The organism is Romboutsia maritimum, assembly GCF_002251085.2.
GTDB lineage: Bacteria > Bacillota > Clostridia > Peptostreptococcales > Peptostreptococcaceae > Romboutsia_B > Romboutsia_B maritimum.
In genome coordinates this window covers 30901-52844 of record NZ_NOJZ02000017.1, presented here as the reverse complement: position 1 = coordinate 52844, position 21944 = coordinate 30901, and the positions used below count along the sequence as shown (strand labels likewise).

Below are 21944 nucleotides of genomic sequence, written 5' to 3'. Positions count from 1 at the left end.
TTGTAGTTTCTGAATTTAAATCACCTTCAGCTAATTTTTTTAATCTTTCACTACACTCTTTTAATGGGTTTCCTATTTTATTAGAAAGCCTCATTGCTACAATAAATGCTAATATTGTAAATACTATAGCTAATATAATTGTAGTTATAATTGAAGTATACATCTCACCAAGGAAATCATCCTTGTTTACCATTACACCTACACCCCAACCATTACTGTTTTCTACTGGAGCATATCCTAAAACCCAACCTTGTCCATTTGATTCTACATCAGCACATCCTGCTTGTCCTGATATAAGCTTTTTATCTGCCTCAGCAAAAGGTACTAAGCTTTTATTTGTTTCTGATTGTTTTATAGTATTTTCTTCATTAATAAGGCTAGTATTCTTATGAGCAATTGTTGTTCCTTCATTATTTAAAAGATAGGCATAACTTTTTTCACCTATTTTTATATCAGCAACAATCTCATTTAATAAATCTTTATCTGGATCAAAAGTTACAACCCCTATTATTTTGCCACCTTGTACTCCATTTTCCCAAATAGGTGCTGAAACTACAAGGGTAAGTTGTCCTGTTACTTTACTAAGTACAGGACTACTCAGATATACTTTTCCTGACATAGAGATTTTAAAATAGTCTCTACCAGAATAATCTTTTCCACTAAAAAGCTCTTTACCATTTACATCCATAATTTGACCTATTGATAATCCATATAGCTTTTCCTGTCTACTTATAATACTCTGTTTTTCTTCTTTACTTATCTTAGGATCTGAAATTTCTTTTATAATACCTGTTTGAATTGCTGCATTTTGAACATTTATAATTTTTTGAGAAACAGTTTTAGCAGCTTGTTTAGTAGTTTCTACAACTGTCTTTGATAAAACGTTATTAGAACTCTTATAATTTAAATAACTTGTAATTGCTCCTAAAAATAAACAACAAAAAACTGCAAAAAATACAATTGTTAAAGTAAGTTCAGTTTTTATACTTTTATTTTTGCCTTCACCTTTACGTCTTAGTTTAAATTTCATTTTTGATTTATCTCCTTTTATTATTTTTTTACACTGAATAAAAAGCATCAACATGAATTAGTTAACGCCTTTTTTAAAGACAAATTTACACTTCATATTAACACAAATGGATATTTTTGTAAATAATTTAAACATTTTGTCTATTTGTGTTATTTTTCAAATTCAAAAATATATAAATTATGCAAAATAAACATCCAGGCTACGCACCCTATAACAAGCAAAAGGCCCAAATATAAATCCATTCGACATTTGTAGACATGATTTTTGTCTACATAAAGATGAACTTATATTTGAGCCTAATTGGTAATTTATCAAACTTCCCTTAAAGCTTCTACTATACTATTTTTACTTACCTGTTTAAAACACACAACAGGAATAAGTATTGCAATTAACAATAAAATAGGTACTGTTAATAAAAGAGGTATTACTGTGAATTTATAAGTAAACATCCATGATATCTTCTCAAATCGACTTGCCAAAATATAAGTAATCGGAAGTCCAATTGTAATTACTATACCAATCGTTGCAAATACATAATACAGCCCTTCTAGTACAAGCATCTTTCTTATCTGATCCTTAGTCATACCAATACTCTTTAACATTGATAATTCTTTCTTTCTAGATGTAATACTAGTTATCATAACATTATCAAAGTTTAATATTCCTATAATCCCCACCATTAAACTAAGTCCATAACCAACTATTTCATTAGATTTATTCATGTCTTTAAATTCATTTTCATAAGTTGATTTTGATCTATAATCTAATGATGGATTTTTTTCTATTTCTTTATCTAAAAAACTTTTTACAGTATTTAAACTCTTTTTATCAACATTAAACATAGCAGTCATTATAGAATCATTACTTGTAGTCTTTTTAAATTCCTCAGAAGGTATATATCCTATAATTCCTGTAAAACTATAACCTACATATAAGTAAAGTGGCATTTGTTTTGATATAGCTAATACTTCATATTCTTTGATTTTTCCATTTTCAAAAGGTATTGTTACTTTATCACCTACATTAACTATATTTCCTGTTTCATAACACTCTGTAATTATAATATAATTTCCACTTTTAAACTTATTTATATCAAGTTCACCTTTTGGTAAATAATTTTTAAAAAGTTCATATATATTTTCATCAACTCCGTAATAACCAGCTGAAATCTCTTTATCTTCTTGTATATAATTTACATCTCTTAATGTTTTTTCAGGCAGCTTATTTTTTTTCTTATCAAGATTTTTACTCATAACATCGGTTAATGGTATTTTAAGTTCTCTATAATACATTTTATCAACACTTTTAATGCCTTTTAATTTTTCTATTTTGTTGCATAACTCTTGTGTAAGTGCATTTTTCTCATTTGCATTATATCTCCATCTATAAAAACTAGCATCTCCTATTGTAAAATCCGTACCTATCATAGTACTCAAATATTTATCTTTATCAAATCCATTTGCTATTGTATAAACCATATTTAAAAGTATAATACTTATAGACAATGAAGATATAACTACTAGTGCTTTCTTTTTATTTTTTAATATATTAGATAAAGCCATATTTCTAAGTCTTGCTCCATGAGAGCTTCTTTTTATTTTTTTATTATATTTTTCATTTACTCCACTATATCTTGTAGCTTCAACTGGTGATACTTTAGACGCTACTTTTAATGGTTTGTATAAACTTATCAACACAGTTATTAATGAAAATAATATTGAAATTATAAATATAATTGGATTTATAGAAATTTTAGTATATTCTATATTCATACTATTCATTACCACTGGCATTAAAATAGCACCTGCACTATACCCTAAAATCAAACCAATAGGTATACCTATTAAACATAAAGTTAATGCTTGTTTTATAATAATTTTTTTAATTTGTTTTTTAGTAGTTCCTATTGTCTTTAATAATCCATAAAATTTTATATCTTTTACTATTGATATATAGAAAATGTTATATATAATTAGGTATCCACTTAGCATTATAATACCTAAAAATCCTATAACTCCAAGCATAGATTCTATACTATTATCAAATCTGCCTCCAACATATGCATGGTTCATACCTATTTTTATATCATCTACTGAATATCCACTTTCTTTTAATACTTTTTCTAATTTATTTTCTATAAAGAAAGAATTTGAGAAATTCACCTCTAAGTCTATTAATCCTGTTGCCCAATAAGTTTTTTTAGATTGTTCTTGGTTTATGTCTTTAAGTTCAGATTCTATAAAATCTTTAGACAAATATATTACACTTGCTGATGATACTATATCCCCTTCATATATACCACTTACTATAAAATCCTTTTTATATTTATTTTCATCTATATTATAAGTTATATTTATTTTTTGATTTATTTCATAAGGCAATCCTAGCTCATCTAAAGTTATTTTATCTATTAATATTTCATTTTTATTTTGTGGGATATTTCCTTTTATGGGTTTTGCAAAACAATTATTTATATACCTTACATCACCATATTTTATTTCTGTTTGTCTTTTTGCTAACTCTTCATTTTGAGCTAGTCCTACTTGTATAGCTATTCCTTTTTCTTTTATTAGTCTATTATCTTTAATTTTTTCGTACTCTTTTGTTGTTAAACTTCCAAATCCTCCATGAAACGTTGAGCCAATCATACGCATAGTGCTGTATTCATTAGACTTTAATATACTAATTTGTATTGTAAAAAATGCAGTAAAGAGTAATGTTGTAAGTATTATAGAGATAACCGCAAATTTATTTCTTCCTTTATTTGACTTAAAACTTTCTTTGGCTAGTTTATTTATAACTTTTTTGTTATTATTTTCTATCATTTTACTCATTCACCGCCTTAGATATAATTTTGCCGTCTTCTATTCTCACAACTCTATTCGCCATTTGTGATATTTCTTCATTGTGAGTAATCATAATTATTGTTTGATTAAATCTTTGGCTCATTGTTTTTAAAAGACCCATTACATCTTGGCTAGTTTTACTGTCTAAGTTTCCTGTTGGTTCATCTGCAAGTACTATTGATGGTTTAGTTGCAAGTGCCCTTGCTATTGCTACCCTCTGTTGTTGTCCACCTGATAAATTATTTGGCAAGTTATATATTTTACTTTCTAATCCTAGTGCTTTTATTACTAAATCAACATGATTTTTGTCTATTTTATTTCCATCAAGTTCTATTGGAAGAACTATATTTTCATATACATTTAAAATAGGTATCAAATTAAATTGTTGAAATACAAATCCAATTTCCCTTCTTCTAAATATAGTAAGTTCATCATCTTTTAGCTTTAATATTTCTTTATTATTTATTAAAACATTGCCATCAGTTGGTCTATCAAGTCCTCCTATCATGTGAAGTAATGTACTTTTGCCACTTCCCGATGTCCCAATTACACAAACAAATTCCCCTTCTTCAACTTCAAAATTTATACCATCTAAGGCTCTAACTAAATTTTCATCTTTTCCATAATATTTCTTTAAATTTTTAACTTTAACTATTTTCATATTTTAATTCCTCCTAAAAATTTATCTCATTTAATAATTTAAATATATCAATCAAATCTAACAAACTACTATCCAAAATATAACAGTTTTAACATATTTGAAATAATTTTTTATAATTTGAGATAATTTTTTAAGAAGGTAAAAATACTGACATAGTAGTGCCCTGTTTAATTTCTGATGAAACTTTAATATATCCACCTTGTATTGATATGATTTCTCTAGTTAGATATAATCCTATTCCTACCCCTTCATATTGATTTACATTTTTACATCTATAAAATCTTTTAAATATATTATTTATTTCTTCTTCATCTATTCCAATTCCATTGTCTTTTATATCAATTCTTTTAAATAACTCATATGAAGTTACGCGTATATCTATTTTTCCACCTACTTTAGTGTATTTAATTGAGTTTTCTAAAATATTTACCAAAGCTTCTACTGTCCATTTAATATCAAAACTAGCCATTATATTTTCATCACAACTAATATTTACATCAATTTCTTTACCTTGTGCATTAATATAAATTTTTTGAATTGATTTTAATATAACATCTTTTATTTTTATTTTACTTGTAGCTAAAATTATTATTCCGCTTTCTAACCTAGACATTTTTATAAGTGATTGTATTAAAAAATTAAGCCTTTCACTTTGTTTTTTTATATCTTGTAAAATTTCTTTACTGTAATCATCTATTTGTTCATTTTCAAGTATTAATTGACTATATAATAATATATTAGCAATTGGAGTTTTAGTTTGGTGAGATATATCAGATACAAGAGTTTTTACTTTGTTTCTTTCATTTTCAACTGCTTCTTTATTTGCCTTTGTAATCTTTATATACCTAAAAAGCTTACTTTCTAATGCTGATAGCATTGTCTCATCATAGCCTGTAATTATTTTTTCTTCATTTATAGCAGAGTCAATAATTTCATCTAAATCACCAAACACATTTAGAATTTTTTTTCTTATTAAATATATAAACAAAATTGCCAGGAAAAATATTGATAAAACAAATATTAGTGTAACATTAATAACTGTACTACTTTTTAAGCTATCAATATTTAATATAAACATTATAAAAGATACACATATAAGTGTTACTACAGTGAAAAAAGTTATATATATTTTTTTAAATGAATTTTCTTTGATATTATTCATTTTCATCACCTTTACAGAAAGCATATCCTATTCCATATACTGTTTTTATATATTTATTTTTAGATTTTTTATCTTCTATTTTTTCTCTTAGTCTTTTAATAGTTACTGTTAGGGCATTTTCATCTACATATTCATTCATATCGCTCCAAACTCTATCAATTAGTTGTTCACGAGTTAAGACTTGTCCTTTATTATGTACTAATAATTTTAGTAATTTTTGTTCTGTTTTGCTTAAATTAATTAACTTATTATCTTTAGAAAATTTCATCTTTTCAAAGTCAAGTTCTAAATCTTTTATAGTTATTTTACTACTATTAGCATTAGATATATGTCTTCTTAAAGCCGCCATTACTCTAGCCCTTAAAATCATTAAGCTAAATGGTTTTGTTATATAGTCATCTGCTCCTAATTCTAGTCCCATTACTACATCTATCTCCATATCACAAGCTGTTAAAAAAATTATAGGTATGTGTAATTTTTCTTTTATCTCTTTACAAAAATCGAATCCATTTCCATCAGGAAGGTTTACATCTAGTAGTATTAAATCTATTTTTTCTTTGTTTAATATATTTCTGCCTTCATTTAAGTCAAATGCTTGTTTTATATTAATGTTACTTTGACGAAGTGTTAGCATTATACCCTTATTTAATGTGATATCATCTTCTATTATCAATATGTTTTTGTTATCTTTCATACTTAATCTCCCCTAAATTGTATTATTTTTCCATGTTATCATAAGATGTGTATATTTTACAAATACTTGCTGGGTTGTTTTATAAAGTAGACTGTGTACTGAACTTCATGGTAATATTTATATATATTATATAAAAAGGGGAATTTTATGAAAAACAAAATGATAATAACAGGAATAGTAGTATCTATTATTTCGCTATTTTTGATATTACACACTACACCCACGCTTGCATTAAGAACCTCTCTATTTTTAAATGGATATTTTTATGAAGCTATGGCTACAGAAGTAATAGATGATAAGTTTCATAATAAAGTAGATAAAGATATTTTAGAAAAGCAAAATGCAAAGTGTTATACATTAACAATACCTCCAGTTGAAAAAGTTACTCAAACAGAATTAAGAAATTTTAAAGTTACTAAAGATGGTTCTTTTTATTCTGTTGAATATTATGGAGAAGGATAAAATAAACAATTATATTCTAATATAGATTAGTCCTACTGTGATAATAAACCTTAAAACTAAATAATGTAAAAGGTATTAAAGCAGAAGATTTTAATAATGAATTTGATGTTTATGTAGTTGATAAAAATATGTCTTGGACGTATGTTCACACTCATGAAGATTATTTTAATCCATATTTTTTCAAAAAAACAGCATTAAATAATATAATCCTTTATTTAATGCTGTTTTCTGTATATGTTGATATTTCTATCATATACAAGTTTTTCATAGATTTTAAATCTAACTTAACTTTAATTTTCATCATCTCTATATTCTAAAATATCACCAGGCTGACATTCTAATATCTTACATATCTCATTTAGTGTAGAAAATCTAACCGCTTTTGCTTTATTGTTTTTTAATATTGAAAGATTAGCCATAGTAATACCAAGTCTTTGGGATAAATCTGTAGAACTCATTTTTCTCTTTGCCATCATGACATCTAAATTTACTATAATAGCCATATTAATCTCCTTATATAGTTTTATCATTTTCATCTTTTATTTCAATAGCCATCTCAAACAATTTACCTAAAACTATGCTTAAAAATCCTATGGCTAAACAAACAAATGAAACTATAATTGCTGGTATAATACTTATCGCATATAAGTATATATCAAAGAAATAATATAATCCTATCTGTACAGCATTAAATATTAAAATTTCACTAAATGCACATATAGATATTTTCTTTAAATATATAGGTATATTCATTGAGAATGGTTCTTTTATTGCTATAAATTTACATATTTTTTTTAATAAAATTAATGATACTACATAAGGTATAGCACATATATATATACCTATAGATATAACTATTGGAATATTACTTTCTGTTATTCCTAGCTGACTTTTAAATATAGCTGTTATTCCTAATGGAGTAATTAAGAGTGCAAGTACTGTTAATACTATTCCGACTAGCACAATATTATTTAATATCTTTGAACTAAAATCTTTTTTCATAAATATTACCTCAACCTTCTGATTTAATCTAAGTTTATTGTTAATCACTATTTTTTATTAATACAATATAAAGATACTGCTCTAATCAATAATCCAATTATACCAATTAGAAACAATATATATGCAAATGGTATTAAAAAAAATGGTTCAACAAGAGTACCATCCGAAGCAACTTCAGATCCAATAAAATTAAAAGCCAACAGACAACCAATTCCCATAATAAATGGTATTAAATTTAAAATATTTTTTTTCATTTCAATAACTCCTTAAAATTTATTTTATTTAAACTAATCATACCATTGTTTTTTATTCAAATCAATATATTTTTATCGTTATTCGATAAATTAATATTGTTTTAGTATAAAACCAACTATTTCATCAGTTCTATTAAAATTTTTAAATTCATTTCTATATGTTACACTTAAGTAAATAACTACATTTTAGAGGAGGGATTATGTTTTCTAAAAAATTTAGTACATTAATTATCGGAGCTGTAGTATTAAGTTTTATATGCTTATTCATTTATAGTAAAGTTTGTGAAAAAAATCGTGCTGATTCATTAAAAAAAGTTATAACTGTAACTTCTGAAGATGACTTAACAATTGGGGATATTGAAATAATTTTTCAACAATATTTAGATAGTAATAACATAAATTTAAAATTTGGAACGAGCGAATATACACAGTATATCCAAGATCAGATGTTTGATAGCAAAGATAAAAATTTATGTAAACACCCATATTACAACTCAATAGTAGCATATTTCGTAGAATATCTTATTGATATTGAAGGAAAGCAGGATGACCCATTATTTAACCTTACTATAGGGTTGACTAATAAGAATAAGACTATTTCTCAGATAAAAAATGAGTCTATAAAAGAGTTCGGTACATGATGCTTGTCCTATTCGTGAGAAGCGACAGGTGCATCAGGCTGTACGTAGTTTGCTTAAAAAGATGAATATTAATGTTGTGGAGATGATTTTTAAGTGTACAGATTGTACTCCAAAGAGATTTTATCGTAATAATGTAACCTATGTAATATACACATTTAAAAAGAGAGTCTACTATATAGGTTACTTTTAAATTATATTCACTCCAAGCAAAATATTTATTTTTATGTACATTTTCTTTCTTTGATATAAGCTTAAAATAATTCTTTTACCTTTTCTCCAATTCTTTTTCCAAATGTAGTAGGAACCTCTGTATCTTCGTCATTAACTCCATTTACAGAAACATACCCTAAATGAATATAAGGTTTTCCAAGAGATGCTCCACCTGAATAAACAAGCATACCTTTAACCATTAAATGATTTATCACTGTAAGTATAGCAGTATCAGCTCCACCCCATACGTAATCAGCTGTAGCATAAACTGCACCAAGTTTTCCTCCAAAGTTTACATCACGGAATTCTTCAAGCCATTTTTTCATTTTCCATGTAGTATTAGCTAGATATGTAGGTGTTCCAAATATTACACCTTTACTTTCTTTTAAAAACTCTACATCAATGTTTTCAATATCCATACACTTAACTTCGATTCCATCAACTTCTTCTAAACCTAGTTTTATTATCTCTCCTATATGTTTAGTTTTTCCACTTTTTGAATGATATACAATTGAAACTTTCATAATAATCCTCCTGGTATATTTATACTTAATTCCTATATTACTATTATATAGTATTTTATAACATAATATATAATAACTATCTATTATTTATATAACAAAAGGCTGAAATGCAAGTTCCTTCAACATTTGCAGGTATTATTTTTGCCTGCATAAAGAAAAACTTATATTCAGCCCAATCTGTTTATATCATATAGTATTTTTCATATGCTTTGATTTTAGATCTTGCTCTTTTAAAATCAGATGTTGCAAAGGATTCATTAGTTCTCCATCTTCAAATTTATATTGTGTATAATACAAACATTTCTCACTATTTTCTAATGCGTCTTTTATTTTTTTATATTTAAAACATTCAATACTTCCATCTTCTCTCTTTGATCCTATTCCACAGTTGCCACAGCTTTTCATTAAAATTCCCCCTAAATTTTTTACTTGCATTATTTCAATAAATTTTTTATATCTTCAACTGATGGAACTCTTCCACTAGCCTTAACTTTTCCATTTACAACTAATGCAGGAGTTTTCATAACCCCAAAAGACATTATTTGCATCATATCAGTTATCTTTTCAAAACTTGCTTCAACACCTAATTCTTTAACTGCTTGCTCTGTTCTTTTTAATAAATCATTACAACTTGAACATCCTGATCCTAATATTTTAATCTCCACAACTTATACCTCCATATATTCTATTTAAATTTTATTATACTAATAGATATGAAAAATAATTAAATCCATATCCAATAATAATTATACCTACTGATACTATTGCTACAAATTTTGCTAATAGTTTAGGTTTTATAACTCTAGATAGCATTATCATAGATGGTAATGATAAAGCTGTTACGCTCATCATAAATGCTAATATTGTTCCTATAGGTACTCCTTTTAAGAATAACGCTTCAGCTATTGGAATAGTACCAAAAATATCTGCATACATTGGTATTCCAACTGCTGTTGCAAGTATTGGAGCAAATAAATTATCATTTCCTAATATCCTCTCTATTACACTTTGAGGTATCCAGTTATGAATCGCAGCCCCTATCCCTACTCCTATTAATATATATACCCATACTTTTTTTATTATATTTTTTACTTCTTCAGTTGCATAATCAATTCTTTGTTTTCTTGTAAGAGACTCTATCTCTGCATCTACGTTAGGCATTTCTTTTACATAAGATTGTATTTCATCTTCTAAGCTCATACTATTTATAACAGTTCCTCCAGCTATAGCAAGAATTAATCCTACAACAACATAAGCTATAGCAATCTTACCTCCAAAGAAAGACATAAGTATAAGTAATGACCCTATATCAACTAATGGAGATGATATTAAAAAAGAAAAAGTAATACCTAGTGGCAATCCTGCATTTGTAAATCCTATAAATATAGGAATACTTGAACATGAACAAAATGGAGTTATCGTACCTAAAAGAGCTCCAATTGTATTTCCTATTATTCCTTTAAATCTTGAAAGTATTTTTTTAGTTCTTTCTGGCGGAAAATAACTTTGTATATATGATATTAAAAATATCAAAACTGATAAAAGTATAAATATTTTTATAGTATCATATAAAAAGAATTGAACACTCCCACCAATTTTACTGTTTATATCTAATTTTAGTATTTTTTCAACAAATAATGTAACTAAGTTAGATAACCATTCCATTTTTAAAACTTGATTATTAATCCAATCCAACAAATATATCACCTCTTATCAATTTTTTTTGATGTTATGTATAAAAAAACACATACAAAATCTTTCTATACATTTATTATATCAAAAAAAATTGATTTATCAACTCTAATATCAATTTTTTTTGATATTTCCTTGTTTTTTTATTTTATAAATAATTTATTTATAGTTTCTTCTGATAAGATATTTTTCAACTGATTTAAATCAGCATCATAAAAATTCCATTTACCTTCAGATGTTTTATTTATTAAGTTAGCATTTAATAATAATTTTAAATGATATGACAACTTAGATTGAGATAAATCAAATTTTTCAACAAGCTTACAAACACACGTATGACCATTTTGATTTAAATAAGCAAGTATTTTAAGTCTTTTCTCATCTGCTAGTGCTTTAAAGATACTTTCGTATTCATTAGTAACCATAATTATATATCCTCCTGTATACTAAAACATAATAATGTTAAGTATACTACATTTATAAATAATATCCAATATTACACTAATTGTATCCTATTAAAAAATATTGTGATATTAATTTTTACAAAGTTATAATAATTATGTTATTTTTATATAATTTTATGAAAAATTATTAAACCAATGTTTAGTCTTATTAGCTATAAAAACTAATAAAAGCATAACTGGAACTTCAACAAGTACTCCAACAACAGTAGTTAAAGCTGCTCCTGAATTAAGTCCAAATAAAGCTATTGCAACTGCTACTGCTAACTCAAAGAAATTACTAGCTCCTATCATACCAGCTGGAGCTGCTATATTATGAGGTAGCTTCCAAAGTTTACACCATCCATAAGCTAAGAAAAATATGAAGAATGTTTGTATTGTAAGTGGTATGGCAATTAATACTATATGTGCTGGGTTATCTATTATCTTTTGACCTTGGAATGCAAATAATATTATCAATGTTAATAATAATCCAACTACTGTAACACCATTAAATTTAGATAAAAATTCATTTTCAAAATAATATTGACCTTTTTTCTTAATTATCATATTTCTTGAAAAATATCCTGCTACAAAAGGAATTATAACAAATAACACTACTGATAATAATAATGTATCCATTGGTACAACTACATTAGTAACCCCTAGTAAAAATGCTACTATAGGTGCAAATGCTACTAATAATATAATATCATTAACTGCAACTTGAACTAATGTATACGCAGGATCTCCCTCTGTTAAATGACTCCAAACGAAAACCATAGCAGTACATGGTGCCGCTCCAAGTAGCACTGCTCCTGCTAAATATTCTTTAGCTAGGTCTGGTGATATAAAGCTTTTAAATACTATTATTAAAAAGAAGTATGATATAACATACATTGTAAACGGCTTTATCAACCAGTTTGTTCCACAAGTAACAACTAAGCCTTTCTTTTGCTTTGTAGCATTTTTTATAGATGTAAAATCAATCTTTAACATCATTGGATAAATCATAAGCCATATAAGTATAGCCACTGGTATAGAAACTTGAGCATAAGTAAACTTATCTAAAGTTTGAGGTATTTGAGGTAAATAAACACCTATTAAAACACCAACTACTATACATAGTGCTACCCAAATTGTTAGATATTTTTCAAATACACCAAGTCCACCAATTTTTTCTTTAGACTGAACATTTACAGCTATTCCAGGCTTATTTTTTTTATTACTCATTATTATTCCTCCTAATACTTTTTACTATTTTAAACTACCTTCTCTTATTAGTCTTGCAAAGTTTCTTGGAAGTATTTCATTTTCCTCTATTTCTTTTGCTGTTTTTTCAAAATCGTAAGCTACTTCTATTATTTCAATGTTTATTGAAAATTCTTTTTTAGCCATTTCATCTCGATTATTTATATCTATAATCACATAATTTGCATCAGGACTTCCAGTCTTTGGCTTTCCTACACTTCCTGCATTAACAAGTAATTTTTCACCATAATATTTAGCATATGGTATATGAGTATGACCGCAAATCAATATATCTTCTTTTAAATTACTCATAACTTCATCTGCTTGTTTAGAATTTTCTTTTAAATATTCATTCATTATCCTAGTACTTCCATGAACAAATTTTAAAGTTTTATTGTTAAAAGTTAAAGTTGCTTCTTTTGGTAAATTTCTTAAATATAATTTATTTTCATCACTTGTATTTTGTGATGTAAAGTTCATTGAAAGTCCAGCTTTCTCAGCATCCTTAGGATTTTTATAATCACAACCACAAACTACTTTTAAGTTTCCTATTGCATCATCATAATTACCCATTATAGTTAAAATGTTATTTTTTTTAATAGTTTCTATAACTTCATTTGGTCTTGTTGCGTATCCAACTAAGTCTCCTGTGCAAATAGTTAAGTCTATATTACGATTTTCAATATCATTTAAAACTTCTTCTAGTGCATATATATTACTATGAATATCTGATATAACTGCTATTCTCATTATTATTCCTCCTACTAAATTTCTTTTTCTTTGTTTGTCTTTGCTATAATTTCCTTAATTTGTAATACATTATCACAACTTAATCCTGCATTTTTATAAATTTTTAATGTTTTATAATCATACTTTAAATCATCTTCCTTTTCTAATTCATTGTCTAAAATATTTTTTATAAACCCATGCTTACTTATAGTATTTTCATCTATCTTATAATAAACAAATTTTGCTTCTTTGTAATAAAGAACTATTTTAGCATTCATTAGTTTATTCAAGTGTCTAGATGCATTAGATTGTGTAATTTCAAGGATTGACTCTATCTCACAAACACACAAAGGTCCTTCTCTTAAAATATTAACTATCCTTATTCTAGTTTGATCACCTAATGCTTTTAGTATTTGTACTATTTCCATTTAATATCTCCTTTGTTTAAATAATCATATTCAATTATAATCATATGATATGCTAAGTTTCTAATTTTGTAAACTAATAAATCAACTTTTTTTGATTTATTTTTCGACAGGATTTAAGATACTCTAAAATACAATGTTTTATATAACACAAAAAGGGATTGTCTTAAAATAGAATTTTATCAACAGTTCCGGAATTTTTAAAGAAATATATAAGCCAAACAATAAAATCTATCCAAAAATACCAATCAGAAATTAAAACACAACCTAATGCCCCTATTAAAAATATCAAACTGTATTTTAGAAAACATATACTAATATACTTGAACTATAGTTTGATTATAATATTAGTTTTATTTATAGATATGGATGTAAACATAACTGTAAATACTACTAGATATCTATTTATTTAAAATATTTACCATAAGGTCTAAAATGATTTAATTCTTCGATTACTTGATCTAATGGATTAGAACTTTTTTCAATAGGTTCATTCATTAAACTTATTAAGTAATCATATAATATTTGCCCATTACCTTCCATAATAAACCCTGATAAATTTATTTTATCTTCACTTTGTAAAATTACAATTATTAGTTTCCCAGTACTTATTTCATTCATATACAAAGAGCAACTTTTTTTGTCTTCATTTTCCATAAGATTATTTTTCTTTAGATGTTCTATAGTTATTTGTATTTCTTATAGCATTTTCTTTAGTTACTTGTACTACAACAGATAATTATAAAGTTGATGATTTAGGATATTAAAAAGGTAAAAAATTCTTATCTAAATACCTATAGAGAAATAAGAAAAAACCTACCGCTTGGGCTGAAATGTAAGTTCATTCTACATTCAGCCCAAGCGATAGGTTAATCAAACACTAAACTACTAATTAAAATTAGTCTTTGGATATAAAGTAGTTCCCCAAATAGAAACATTTATATCATTTGTTAGAGGAACATTATATTCATTAACAACATTTCTCCACCATTCCCAAGCCAGACCTGTGCATTCTCTAGCCAAAATTCTTATATTTTTAGAATTAGGTTTAAGTGGTATTACTGTAGAGAAATGAGCTGTTCTATCTCTATAATTTCCATCCCATGTCTTATGAGTTAATACTTCTTTTCCATTTTCATCATATGTAAACTCATCCCATGAAACTTCAAATTGAGCAACATACGCACCTCTATGATCAAGAGTTACTTTACCCTTAGAATATTCTGTAGATGTAGTTTCTATATAATCTGTTTTATTATGTACAGCAGCAATTGAATTATCTTTTAAGAAAACACTTGTATATGAAATTGGATACGCAGGATTTTTTAAACTAAATTCTGCATTTTCTTTAAGTACGTTTCTTATTTCATCAAAATCTTTTGTGATAATCTTATTATGTTCTTTAGAATCTCCACCTAATACTACAGCAGTGAATGAACTATCTTCAAAAATATCTTTGTACTGAGAACTAGCTTCTACATTATTATTTTTTATTAATGCTTTAAAAGCAGCTTGTACATCTTTGCTTTTAGATGTTGTTTCTAGTTTAACATAAATAGTTCTACCATATGCTACATTTGACACCATTAGAGGTGGTGTTTCATTACTTACTCCTTTACGAATTAACTCGTTAAAAGTAACGCTGTTATCAAAAACTTCTGATGGGTTGTTAGGTAATTGAGCACTTACAGTATAAAAAATTTGTTTATATGCTGCAACCATAACTTTTTTCTCACCATTTGATATAGCATTAAAGTCTATTCCAAGTGAATTATCAAGGACTTTAGCATTAACATTAAGTGCACTTCCTATTTGAGACTTGCTATAAACCATTGCTTCTGTGTACTGTGTTCTTGCAGGTAAAGTATGTGTTGTTGAATACTTATCACTCCAATTAGATACTAATTCATCTACTGCACCAGATACATTTGCATATGTTGGATTTTGTACCGTTGTTGTATTTCCTTTTTTCATACCTGGTAAATCTATACTAATATCTAGAGGTTTTCTCTTACACATTAATATACTAGGTCGATTTTCAACAAAAGAATCATCTGCAAGTTGTAGTGCTCCTGGATATGTACGATCTGTTACAGAATCAATAATTGAAATGTCTACTGGTGATGTCGTAAGTGATTTCTTCTTACGCTCCACCACTACAAATTTATCTTTTGATTTTAAACCTTCTTTTGGAACAACACTTTCTATTGTGTCACCCTTTGTTGATAAAACTTCATTTCGATTATACTTTAAGTTTGAGATACCTAAATCAATATCTTCCTGATTACTAACAGTAGCTGCTGTAGCAAAACCAACAAATGAATGTGTGCACATACATAAAGTCATTGCAAGTCCTACAAACAGCCTTGTTTTTTTAGCTTGATTAAGTTTTTTCATAAAATTTCGCCTCCCTCTATTATGATGATACGGTTGAATTAATAAAAATTTAACATAATTTAATAAATTAAATGCAATTTCATAAATCTATATAGTATTTTATAATATATAAGGGAGAATAAATCAAAATGCCTTTAGTCCAAGTCTTTATATAATTCATCTCTAAAGTAATTTTCTTGTAGTTTTGTGCTCAAAACATTCCATGAATATTTTCTTCTTTCAAGTTCTTTAGCATAATCTTTGTTAAATATATTCTTGTACTCATCAATATGATCTTCTTTATTAAAATCATCTAAGGATTTATCCTTTAACTCTTGAAAAATAGTACCTATAATTTCATTAATTCTATATTCTAATTCAGATTTTATATAACTAATTAAACCTAAAATATTAAAATATTCTCTTGAAAACTCTCTTTTAAATTGATCTAATTGATCATAAAGTTGTTCTTGTAAATCTTCTAAATACTCTTTCGAGTTCATATATTCAAATTTTCCAACTTGTTTACTCACAAGATACACATCTCTATGAATACATCCTAAAGCCCTAAAATTAGATCTAGTTAAACTTATAGCATCACTCAAATATCCATTTTTGACTATTTCTTCTGTAAATTGTTTATATACTTTCATAAATTCATCTGTTAATAATCCAAATTTACTATTCTCCAATTCTAATTCTTTTTCTAAATCATACTGAAATTCCTCTCTTATCAATACAATATCTAGCATCTTTTCTGTATCTTTGAAAGATAATTTATTATCCTCATCTCTTATTGATAAAATAAGTTCACTTACATATTTCATTAATTGAGGTTTTAATTTATCAATATTTTTACTGTCTATTTTTTTAATAAATTCATGTATATTTTCATAGTACATATGATTTTCACCTTTCATAAATCCATTTTTTAACACATTATTAACTTACACTAAAAAATCATATTGTATATTATATTTTTACTTTATTCAAGATTTTCTTACTTTTAAATTTAAAGAAAATAAACTTCCTTACATTTAAAAGCTTTTTAAGCCTTAATGTAAGAAAGTTTATTTTTTTATATCGAGCATTCTTATTCAATAATATTCATAATAAAATCATAAAACTGCTTTATAATATAACTACTTTTCATACTTTCGTAACTAATCCAATCATCATATCTTATAGAAGTTTGATTAGCTCCACCTGGTTGAAAAATATTAGATATACATCCAACCTTCACCTTATTTTCACTAGAAATACTCCAATTTTTCTTATACTTATCATCTACTTTATTTATATAGTCATCCACATTTTTAAGTAAATCTCCATATACCACTTTAGCTCCTTCTAATAAAAAATTTTCTAAATTTCCATTAGAACAATTGTCTGGGAAAAAATAATGATATAAACTTATAACCTCTCCTCTTACTTTACAATAACCTTTTAAAAAGTCTTTTTTATTAATAACCATGTCTTTATTATATTTTTTAAACCTTTCGTCAAAAGCTTCCTTAGCATTATACTGATCTGCATCAAATATTGCGCAAACAACATCTATCTGCTTAAGTTCCCGCTTACTCATATTACTCAAATATAAATCAATATCATTTAAAATATTAGAAATTCCATTAGAACTAACTATAACAACACATAAATTATTTTTCATAAAATAAGATGGCATAGGTATACGTCTATCTAATCTATTATTTATAAATGGATAGGCTCTAGGGACCCTAGATTTCCACATATCTGGCAATTTATCTAAAGAATTTACTTCTTTAAAATTATTTAATAGCAAAATTCTAGCAACACAATTTACATCATGAATTCCTTCTACAAAAAATATAATACTTCTCATTATCTCACATCCTGACCTAGAAAAGTTCTTATATCTTTCAATTTATTGCCAGAGAATTTAGTACCATATACCTTTTCTTCATAAAGTTCTATTCTAAAACAAGACAATGAGTCTATATCATTTTCCAAAGCCACAATAATTCCATCTATTGCTTCTAAACTGTGAGTTGTGCAAATTAATTGTACGTTAAATTCGCTGCAAGCTTCAACAAACCATTTAAAAACTTCATTTATCATATTTTTATGTATCGCCGTTTCTATTTCATCAACCAAAAGTATCCCATCTTTTGCACTAATTACAGCTGATGCTAAAGTAAGCACTTTTTTTATGCTATCACCAAAACTAAATAAAGGCATAAGACCATATTTCTTGTGATCTATATATGTTGTCATTGGATTTTTTCTATTGTTAGTTGATAATGTTTTAAAATCTAAAATATTAACATCAAACATTTGTAACAATCTTATTATTTTTTCTTTATCCTTGTGTTTTATATGCTCTATTGTTTTATTAATAAGTCCATCTCTAAAATGGTCATAAGGTGTTATATATATTATATTTACAACGTTATCTACATTGCTTTCTGGTATTATTTGATTTTCTTTTATATATATTTCTTTGTTAATTAAATTAGTATTCTCTGATTTTACACTTATGTTTCCTTTAAAATCATTGTTTAATAACGTACCTCCTATTTTTATCTCTCTTTTTAATCCATTAATAATTGAATCTATTTGTATGCTTTTAGATAAATCTTGTTCTTTTGGGAAAATTTCTAGAAATAGTTCAAACTTTGATGGATAACCATCATCTCTTCTTGATATATGATTTATCATATCTTTTATATTTTCTTGACTTTGCAAAAGTGATATTGCTTCTAATAAAGATGTTTTTCCTGTGTTATTGTCACCGACTATTATATTTATGTTTGATAAATTTTCTAATTCTAAGTTTTCTATACCCTTGAAATGCTTTATGTTTAAATAGGTTAAGTAATTCATACTATCACTTCTTTCTTGGTTATATCGTAATTATATAATTTTTAAATTTCTATTGTATTTTAGCTATATATTAATTATATAATTTGTGGGTGATTAATATAACTTTGAAGTGCTTTATGTAGTGCTTTGCTTATACTCGCTCAGGATGAATATAAGTTTCTCTCCATGCAGGCAAAATTCTCGCCTGCAAATGTCGATGAAACTTATTTTTCATTCCTTAGCTTAGTTGTTACTTGTAATCTTTCTTTTTGTACGTTTATTACCTATTGATAAAGCTACATATATACCTATTCCTGCACCAAATAGCATAGATATAATCATTTCTATTACTTCATAAATAACTGAATTAATTGAGAAACTTTTCATTAAATATGCTAATATACCTGCTATGATAGTCATTACTAAAATGTATTTATTAGCTTTTTTAACGTCATTGTACATTTTTTTATATTTTAAACTTAGAGTGTCTTAGTCTGTATATACAGGCGCTGTTCCTATTTTAGATTTAAAGAAATGGACTTCTCCATAAGAGCATACATGATCCCAGCCACCATCTTTAAATATTTCAAAATATGAGTCCCATTCCATTTTGTCCTCATTATAGTCTACACTATATATAACATCTTCAGGTTGCGATTTTTTCAATTTGTAAAATATAAACTTAAATGAGTCTAGTATCCACCCTTCTTTTGCTAGGTCACTTAATTTTTTCATATCTTTTTCTTCTGAAATATATCTCAAATGGATAATTTTGTATATGTATACTTGAGTGTACACTGATATAGACTTATTTACTTTTAAAGTTTATAATTAAATTGCATAAATACTAACAAGGAGGGCAATATTATTGAATTTTAAATTTAATAAATCACATAAAAAATTTAGTTTAATATCAATTTCTATTTTAATGATAGCATATTTAATTTTATTTACTGGATGTGACAATAATAAAACTGAAATACGAAATAATCATAATAAAAGTATGAGTGAAATTATAAAAGAAATCCGAGAAGATGAATGTAATTCTTCTTTTACAGAAATAATTTATGCATCTAAAGATAAAGTAATTCTTTGTGGTGCTGTTGGTTTAATCGCTTACGATATTAATGATGAGAAAATTTATAGAGCATTAGATTTAAAGTCTATTGATATGAATTATATGCAGGGTTCTAAATATACTATTTTTTCTATAAGTGATGATTCCAATAAAATCTTAATGTATAATTCATCAAATGAAAAACTTAGATATTTGTATGACATAGAAAATGATAAATTAGAAAAAACAAATATAGAGGATCTTTCTGATCCATATCTAAATGTAGGTGAAATTGACACTGAAACTTATGATAAATTCTCAAAGAAATATACAGATGCTGATATACAATTTGATTGTACTTTTTGCAATATTGATAAAGATAATATTTGCTACTTGATTCATCCAAATAAATGTAAATATTATAAGAAAATATCTCCTCTTCAACTTGTTGTATTAAATAAAAATACAAATACAGAGAAAATTTATGATATTTTTAAATAATTACGATATAAACGTATATAAAAACTTTATAATTGAAATCAAAAAAATATATAAGTAAAGCTAGATGCTTTACTATATATTTTTTTAATCTTCTATTTTATAGATTCTTTATAATATACACTTGAGTTTTGATTATCTGAACTTTCATCAATTATAGTGATACTTCCACCATCTTTAACTGTATTATTATCATCAAACTTACAATCAGAGTTTAAAACAACTGCAATAGTAGGATTATTTTCCTTTTGTGCTACAATAGACAATACCCCATATTGAGTAGTATCTTCTGGTTTATAATAATAAGTATGATTATTATTTGAATATACAATTTTTTCTTTATCACATAAGAAGTAGTCGTTCTTGTCTTCTTTATTCACCCACTTACCATAAATACTCGGGACAACATAATAATACTGAATACATTCTATGCTTCTAAAATTATAAACTACCATATTTGTTTTTTTACCATCGTTATCTTTATAACTAACAACAGCATTATCTCCACTAGACCAATCTATTTTATACTTTTTATTTTCTATATATTTATATACAGAACTTCCTTCAAAAGCATCTACTTTTTTCCCAAATATACCCCATCTTCTTTTAAGTCGCATAGTTTCAAAACTCATTTTAGGATATTCCTTTAGTATAAGTTCATGTTTTTTATCATTAGATTTTGATATAACAACATTTGTATCTCCCATTTTGTAAAAAATAGTTGAATTTATAGCAAGTAAAGCTATTACTATACTTATATTTAAAAATTTTAGTATATTATTCTCACTTCTAAATAGTAGAAATAAAAGACCTATTATAAAATAATTTACAACATAAAATATCCAATCGTATATTAAATAATATTGTTTTTTATAGCCAATTAATATAGTTCCTAATTGAAAAAGCACTAATAATATAAGTAAAATATATCCAAGTATTTTTATTAATTTATTTTTCTTTTTTTGTTTATTTCTCATAACCTTCCTCCCCTAGTTAAAATACTTCTCTACCCCAATATGTAATATAATTAATTATAATTCACATTTATAAAATATTGTTAAATAAATATAAAATTTAGTTTTATAAATGTAATATTATAACAATTATTTTAATGTGTTTTTTATTTCTTTTCTGTAATAAATCATATTT

At 25.7% G+C, this 21944-nt stretch carries 27 protein-coding genes and 1 pseudogene; 4 read left to right on the top strand and 24 right to left on the bottom strand.

Annotated elements, in window-relative coordinates:
- From CHF27_RS09680 to CHF27_RS09660, 5 genes are all read right to left on the bottom strand, one after another.
- A partial coding sequence (locus CHF27_RS09680) for a cache domain-containing protein (protein WP_199533655.1) occupies nt 1-1030 on the bottom strand: 1030 nt, incomplete at its 3' end.
- Nucleotides 1031-1341: 311 nt separating this feature from the next.
- Nucleotides 1342-3855, bottom strand: coding sequence for an ABC transporter permease (locus CHF27_RS09675; protein WP_158534744.1), 2514 nt, complete (start codon nt 3853-3855; stop codon nt 1342-1344).
- 1 nt (nt 3856) lies between these two features.
- Nucleotides 3857-4537, bottom strand: a complete 681-nt coding sequence (locus CHF27_RS09670) for an ABC transporter ATP-binding protein (RefSeq protein ID WP_095405468.1) — start codon at nt 4535-4537, stop codon at nt 3857-3859.
- Nucleotides 4538-4667: 130 nt separating this feature from the next.
- On the bottom strand, nt 4668-5699 hold the full coding sequence (locus tag CHF27_RS09665) for a sensor histidine kinase (protein WP_158534743.1): 1032 nt from the start codon (nt 5697-5699) through the stop codon (nt 4668-4670).
- A complete protein-coding gene (locus tag CHF27_RS09660; RefSeq protein ID WP_095405470.1) occupies nt 5692-6393 on the bottom strand; it encodes a response regulator transcription factor in 702 nt (233 codons plus the stop codon). The genes CHF27_RS09665 and CHF27_RS09660 overlap by 8 nt, the downstream gene beginning before the upstream one ends.
- 147 nt (nt 6394-6540) lie before the next feature.
- Between CHF27_RS09660 and CHF27_RS09655 the strand changes: the two genes are divergently transcribed.
- Both CHF27_RS09655 and CHF27_RS14740 read left to right on the top strand, forming a co-directional pair.
- Nucleotides 6541-6855, top strand: a complete 315-nt coding sequence (locus CHF27_RS09655; protein WP_095405471.1) for a hypothetical protein — start codon at nt 6541-6543, stop codon at nt 6853-6855.
- 65 nt (nt 6856-6920) lie between these two features.
- A pseudogene (locus CHF27_RS14740) lies at nt 6921-7172 on the top strand (DUF4275 family protein); the annotation flags it as partial.
- Here the strand turns inward: CHF27_RS14740 and CHF27_RS09645 are convergent.
- Genes CHF27_RS09645 through CHF27_RS09635 form a run of 3 tightly spaced genes read right to left on the bottom strand, consistent with a single transcriptional unit; the run spans nt 7146 to nt 8111 of the window.
- The gene (locus CHF27_RS09645; protein ID WP_095405473.1) at nt 7146-7358 is read right to left on the bottom strand and encodes a helix-turn-helix domain-containing protein; all 213 of its coding nucleotides are present in this window, start codon (nt 7356-7358) and stop codon (nt 7146-7148) included. The pseudogene CHF27_RS14740 and the gene CHF27_RS09645 overlap by 27 nt on opposite strands.
- Nucleotides 7359-7368: 10 nt before the next feature.
- The gene (locus CHF27_RS09640) at nt 7369-7857 is read right to left on the bottom strand and encodes a DUF2975 domain-containing protein (protein WP_095405474.1); all 489 of its coding nucleotides are present in this window, start codon (nt 7855-7857) and stop codon (nt 7369-7371) included.
- Between the two features lie 47 nt (nt 7858-7904).
- Nucleotides 7905-8111 carry a DUF3955 domain-containing protein gene (locus tag CHF27_RS09635; protein ID WP_095405475.1) on the bottom strand — a complete coding sequence of 69 codons (207 nt, stop codon included), beginning with the start codon at nt 8109-8111 and terminating at the stop codon, nt 7905-7907.
- A gap of 200 nt (nt 8112-8311) precedes the next feature.
- Between CHF27_RS09635 and CHF27_RS09630 the strand changes: the two genes are divergently transcribed.
- Nucleotides 8312-8752, top strand: a complete 441-nt coding sequence (locus tag CHF27_RS09630) for a hypothetical protein (protein WP_095405476.1) — start codon at nt 8312-8314, stop codon at nt 8750-8752.
- A 251-nt stretch (nt 8753-9003) separates the two neighbouring features.
- Here CHF27_RS09630 and CHF27_RS09620 read toward each other — a convergent pair whose 3' ends face one another.
- The 15 genes from CHF27_RS09620 to CHF27_RS09550 all read right to left on the bottom strand — a co-directional run bounded on the left by CHF27_RS09620 (nt 9004) and on the right by CHF27_RS09550 (nt 19975).
- A complete protein-coding gene (locus tag CHF27_RS09620; protein ID WP_095405477.1) occupies nt 9004-9486 on the bottom strand; it encodes a flavodoxin family protein in 483 nt (160 codons plus the stop codon).
- Nucleotides 9487-9672: 186 nt separating this feature from the next.
- Nucleotides 9673-9891 (bottom strand): hypothetical protein, encoded by a 219-nt coding sequence (locus CHF27_RS09615; protein WP_095405478.1) that lies wholly within the window; start codon nt 9889-9891, stop codon nt 9673-9675.
- Nucleotides 9892-9920: 29 nt separating this feature from the next.
- On the bottom strand, nt 9921-10151 hold the full coding sequence (locus CHF27_RS09610) for a thioredoxin family protein (RefSeq protein ID WP_095405479.1): 231 nt from the start codon (nt 10149-10151) through the stop codon (nt 9921-9923).
- Between the two features lie 34 nt (nt 10152-10185).
- On the bottom strand, nt 10186-11181 hold the full coding sequence (locus tag CHF27_RS09605) for a permease (RefSeq protein WP_330409782.1): 996 nt from the start codon (nt 11179-11181) through the stop codon (nt 10186-10188).
- Nucleotides 11182-11321: 140 nt separating this feature from the next.
- Nucleotides 11322-11603, bottom strand: a complete 282-nt coding sequence (locus CHF27_RS09600) for an ArsR/SmtB family transcription factor (RefSeq protein ID WP_095405480.1) — start codon at nt 11601-11603, stop codon at nt 11322-11324.
- 153 nt (nt 11604-11756) lie between these two features.
- Nucleotides 11757-12851 (bottom strand): ACR3 family arsenite efflux transporter, encoded by a 1095-nt coding sequence (arsB, locus tag CHF27_RS09595; RefSeq protein WP_095405481.1) that lies wholly within the window; start codon nt 12849-12851, stop codon nt 11757-11759.
- A gap of 24 nt (nt 12852-12875) precedes the next feature.
- Complete coding sequence (locus tag CHF27_RS09590) at nt 12876-13619, bottom strand: metallophosphoesterase family protein (RefSeq protein ID WP_095405482.1); 744 nt, start codon at nt 13617-13619, stop codon at nt 12876-12878.
- Between the two features lie 14 nt (nt 13620-13633).
- Entirely contained in the window at nt 13634-14026 is a 393-nt protein-coding gene (locus CHF27_RS09585; RefSeq protein WP_095405483.1) for an ArsR/SmtB family transcription factor, read from the bottom strand.
- Nucleotides 14027-14428: 402 nt separating this feature from the next.
- A complete protein-coding gene (locus CHF27_RS09580) occupies nt 14429-14680 on the bottom strand; it encodes a hypothetical protein (protein WP_095405484.1) in 252 nt (83 codons plus the stop codon).
- A gap of 231 nt (nt 14681-14911) precedes the next feature.
- Nucleotides 14912-16420 (bottom strand): thiol-activated cytolysin family protein, encoded by a 1509-nt coding sequence (locus CHF27_RS09575; RefSeq protein ID WP_115976114.1) that lies wholly within the window; start codon nt 16418-16420, stop codon nt 14912-14914.
- 134 nt (nt 16421-16554) lie between these two features.
- On the bottom strand, nt 16555-17301 hold the full coding sequence (locus CHF27_RS09570; RefSeq protein ID WP_095404523.1) for a hypothetical protein: 747 nt from the start codon (nt 17299-17301) through the stop codon (nt 16555-16557).
- A 191-nt stretch (nt 17302-17492) separates the two neighbouring features.
- Nucleotides 17493-18260, bottom strand: a complete 768-nt coding sequence (locus CHF27_RS09565) for a DUF3226 domain-containing protein (protein ID WP_095404522.1) — start codon at nt 18258-18260, stop codon at nt 17493-17495.
- Complete coding sequence (locus CHF27_RS09560) at nt 18260-19261, bottom strand: AAA family ATPase (RefSeq protein ID WP_095404521.1); 1002 nt, start codon at nt 19259-19261, stop codon at nt 18260-18262. Before CHF27_RS09560 ends, CHF27_RS09565 begins: the two co-directional genes overlap by 1 nt.
- A gap of 222 nt (nt 19262-19483) precedes the next feature.
- On the bottom strand, nt 19484-19702 hold the full coding sequence (locus CHF27_RS09555; RefSeq protein ID WP_095404520.1) for a hypothetical protein: 219 nt from the start codon (nt 19700-19702) through the stop codon (nt 19484-19486).
- Nucleotides 19703-19729: 27 nt separating this feature from the next.
- Entirely contained in the window at nt 19730-19975 is a 246-nt protein-coding gene (locus CHF27_RS09550; protein WP_095404519.1) for a DUF2812 domain-containing protein, read from the bottom strand.
- Nucleotides 19976-20108: 133 nt separating this feature from the next.
- Here CHF27_RS09550 and CHF27_RS09545 point away from each other — a divergent pair, with 133 nt between their 5' ends.
- Nucleotides 20109-20798 (top strand): hypothetical protein, encoded by a 690-nt coding sequence (locus tag CHF27_RS09545; RefSeq protein ID WP_095404518.1) that lies wholly within the window; start codon nt 20109-20111, stop codon nt 20796-20798.
- 92 nt (nt 20799-20890) lie between these two features.
- Here the strand turns inward: CHF27_RS09545 and CHF27_RS09540 are convergent, their stop codons facing one another.
- Entirely contained in the window at nt 20891-21772 is an 882-nt protein-coding gene (locus tag CHF27_RS09540; protein ID WP_095404517.1) for a hypothetical protein, read from the bottom strand.
- Between the last annotated feature and the right edge of the window lie 172 nt (nt 21773-21944).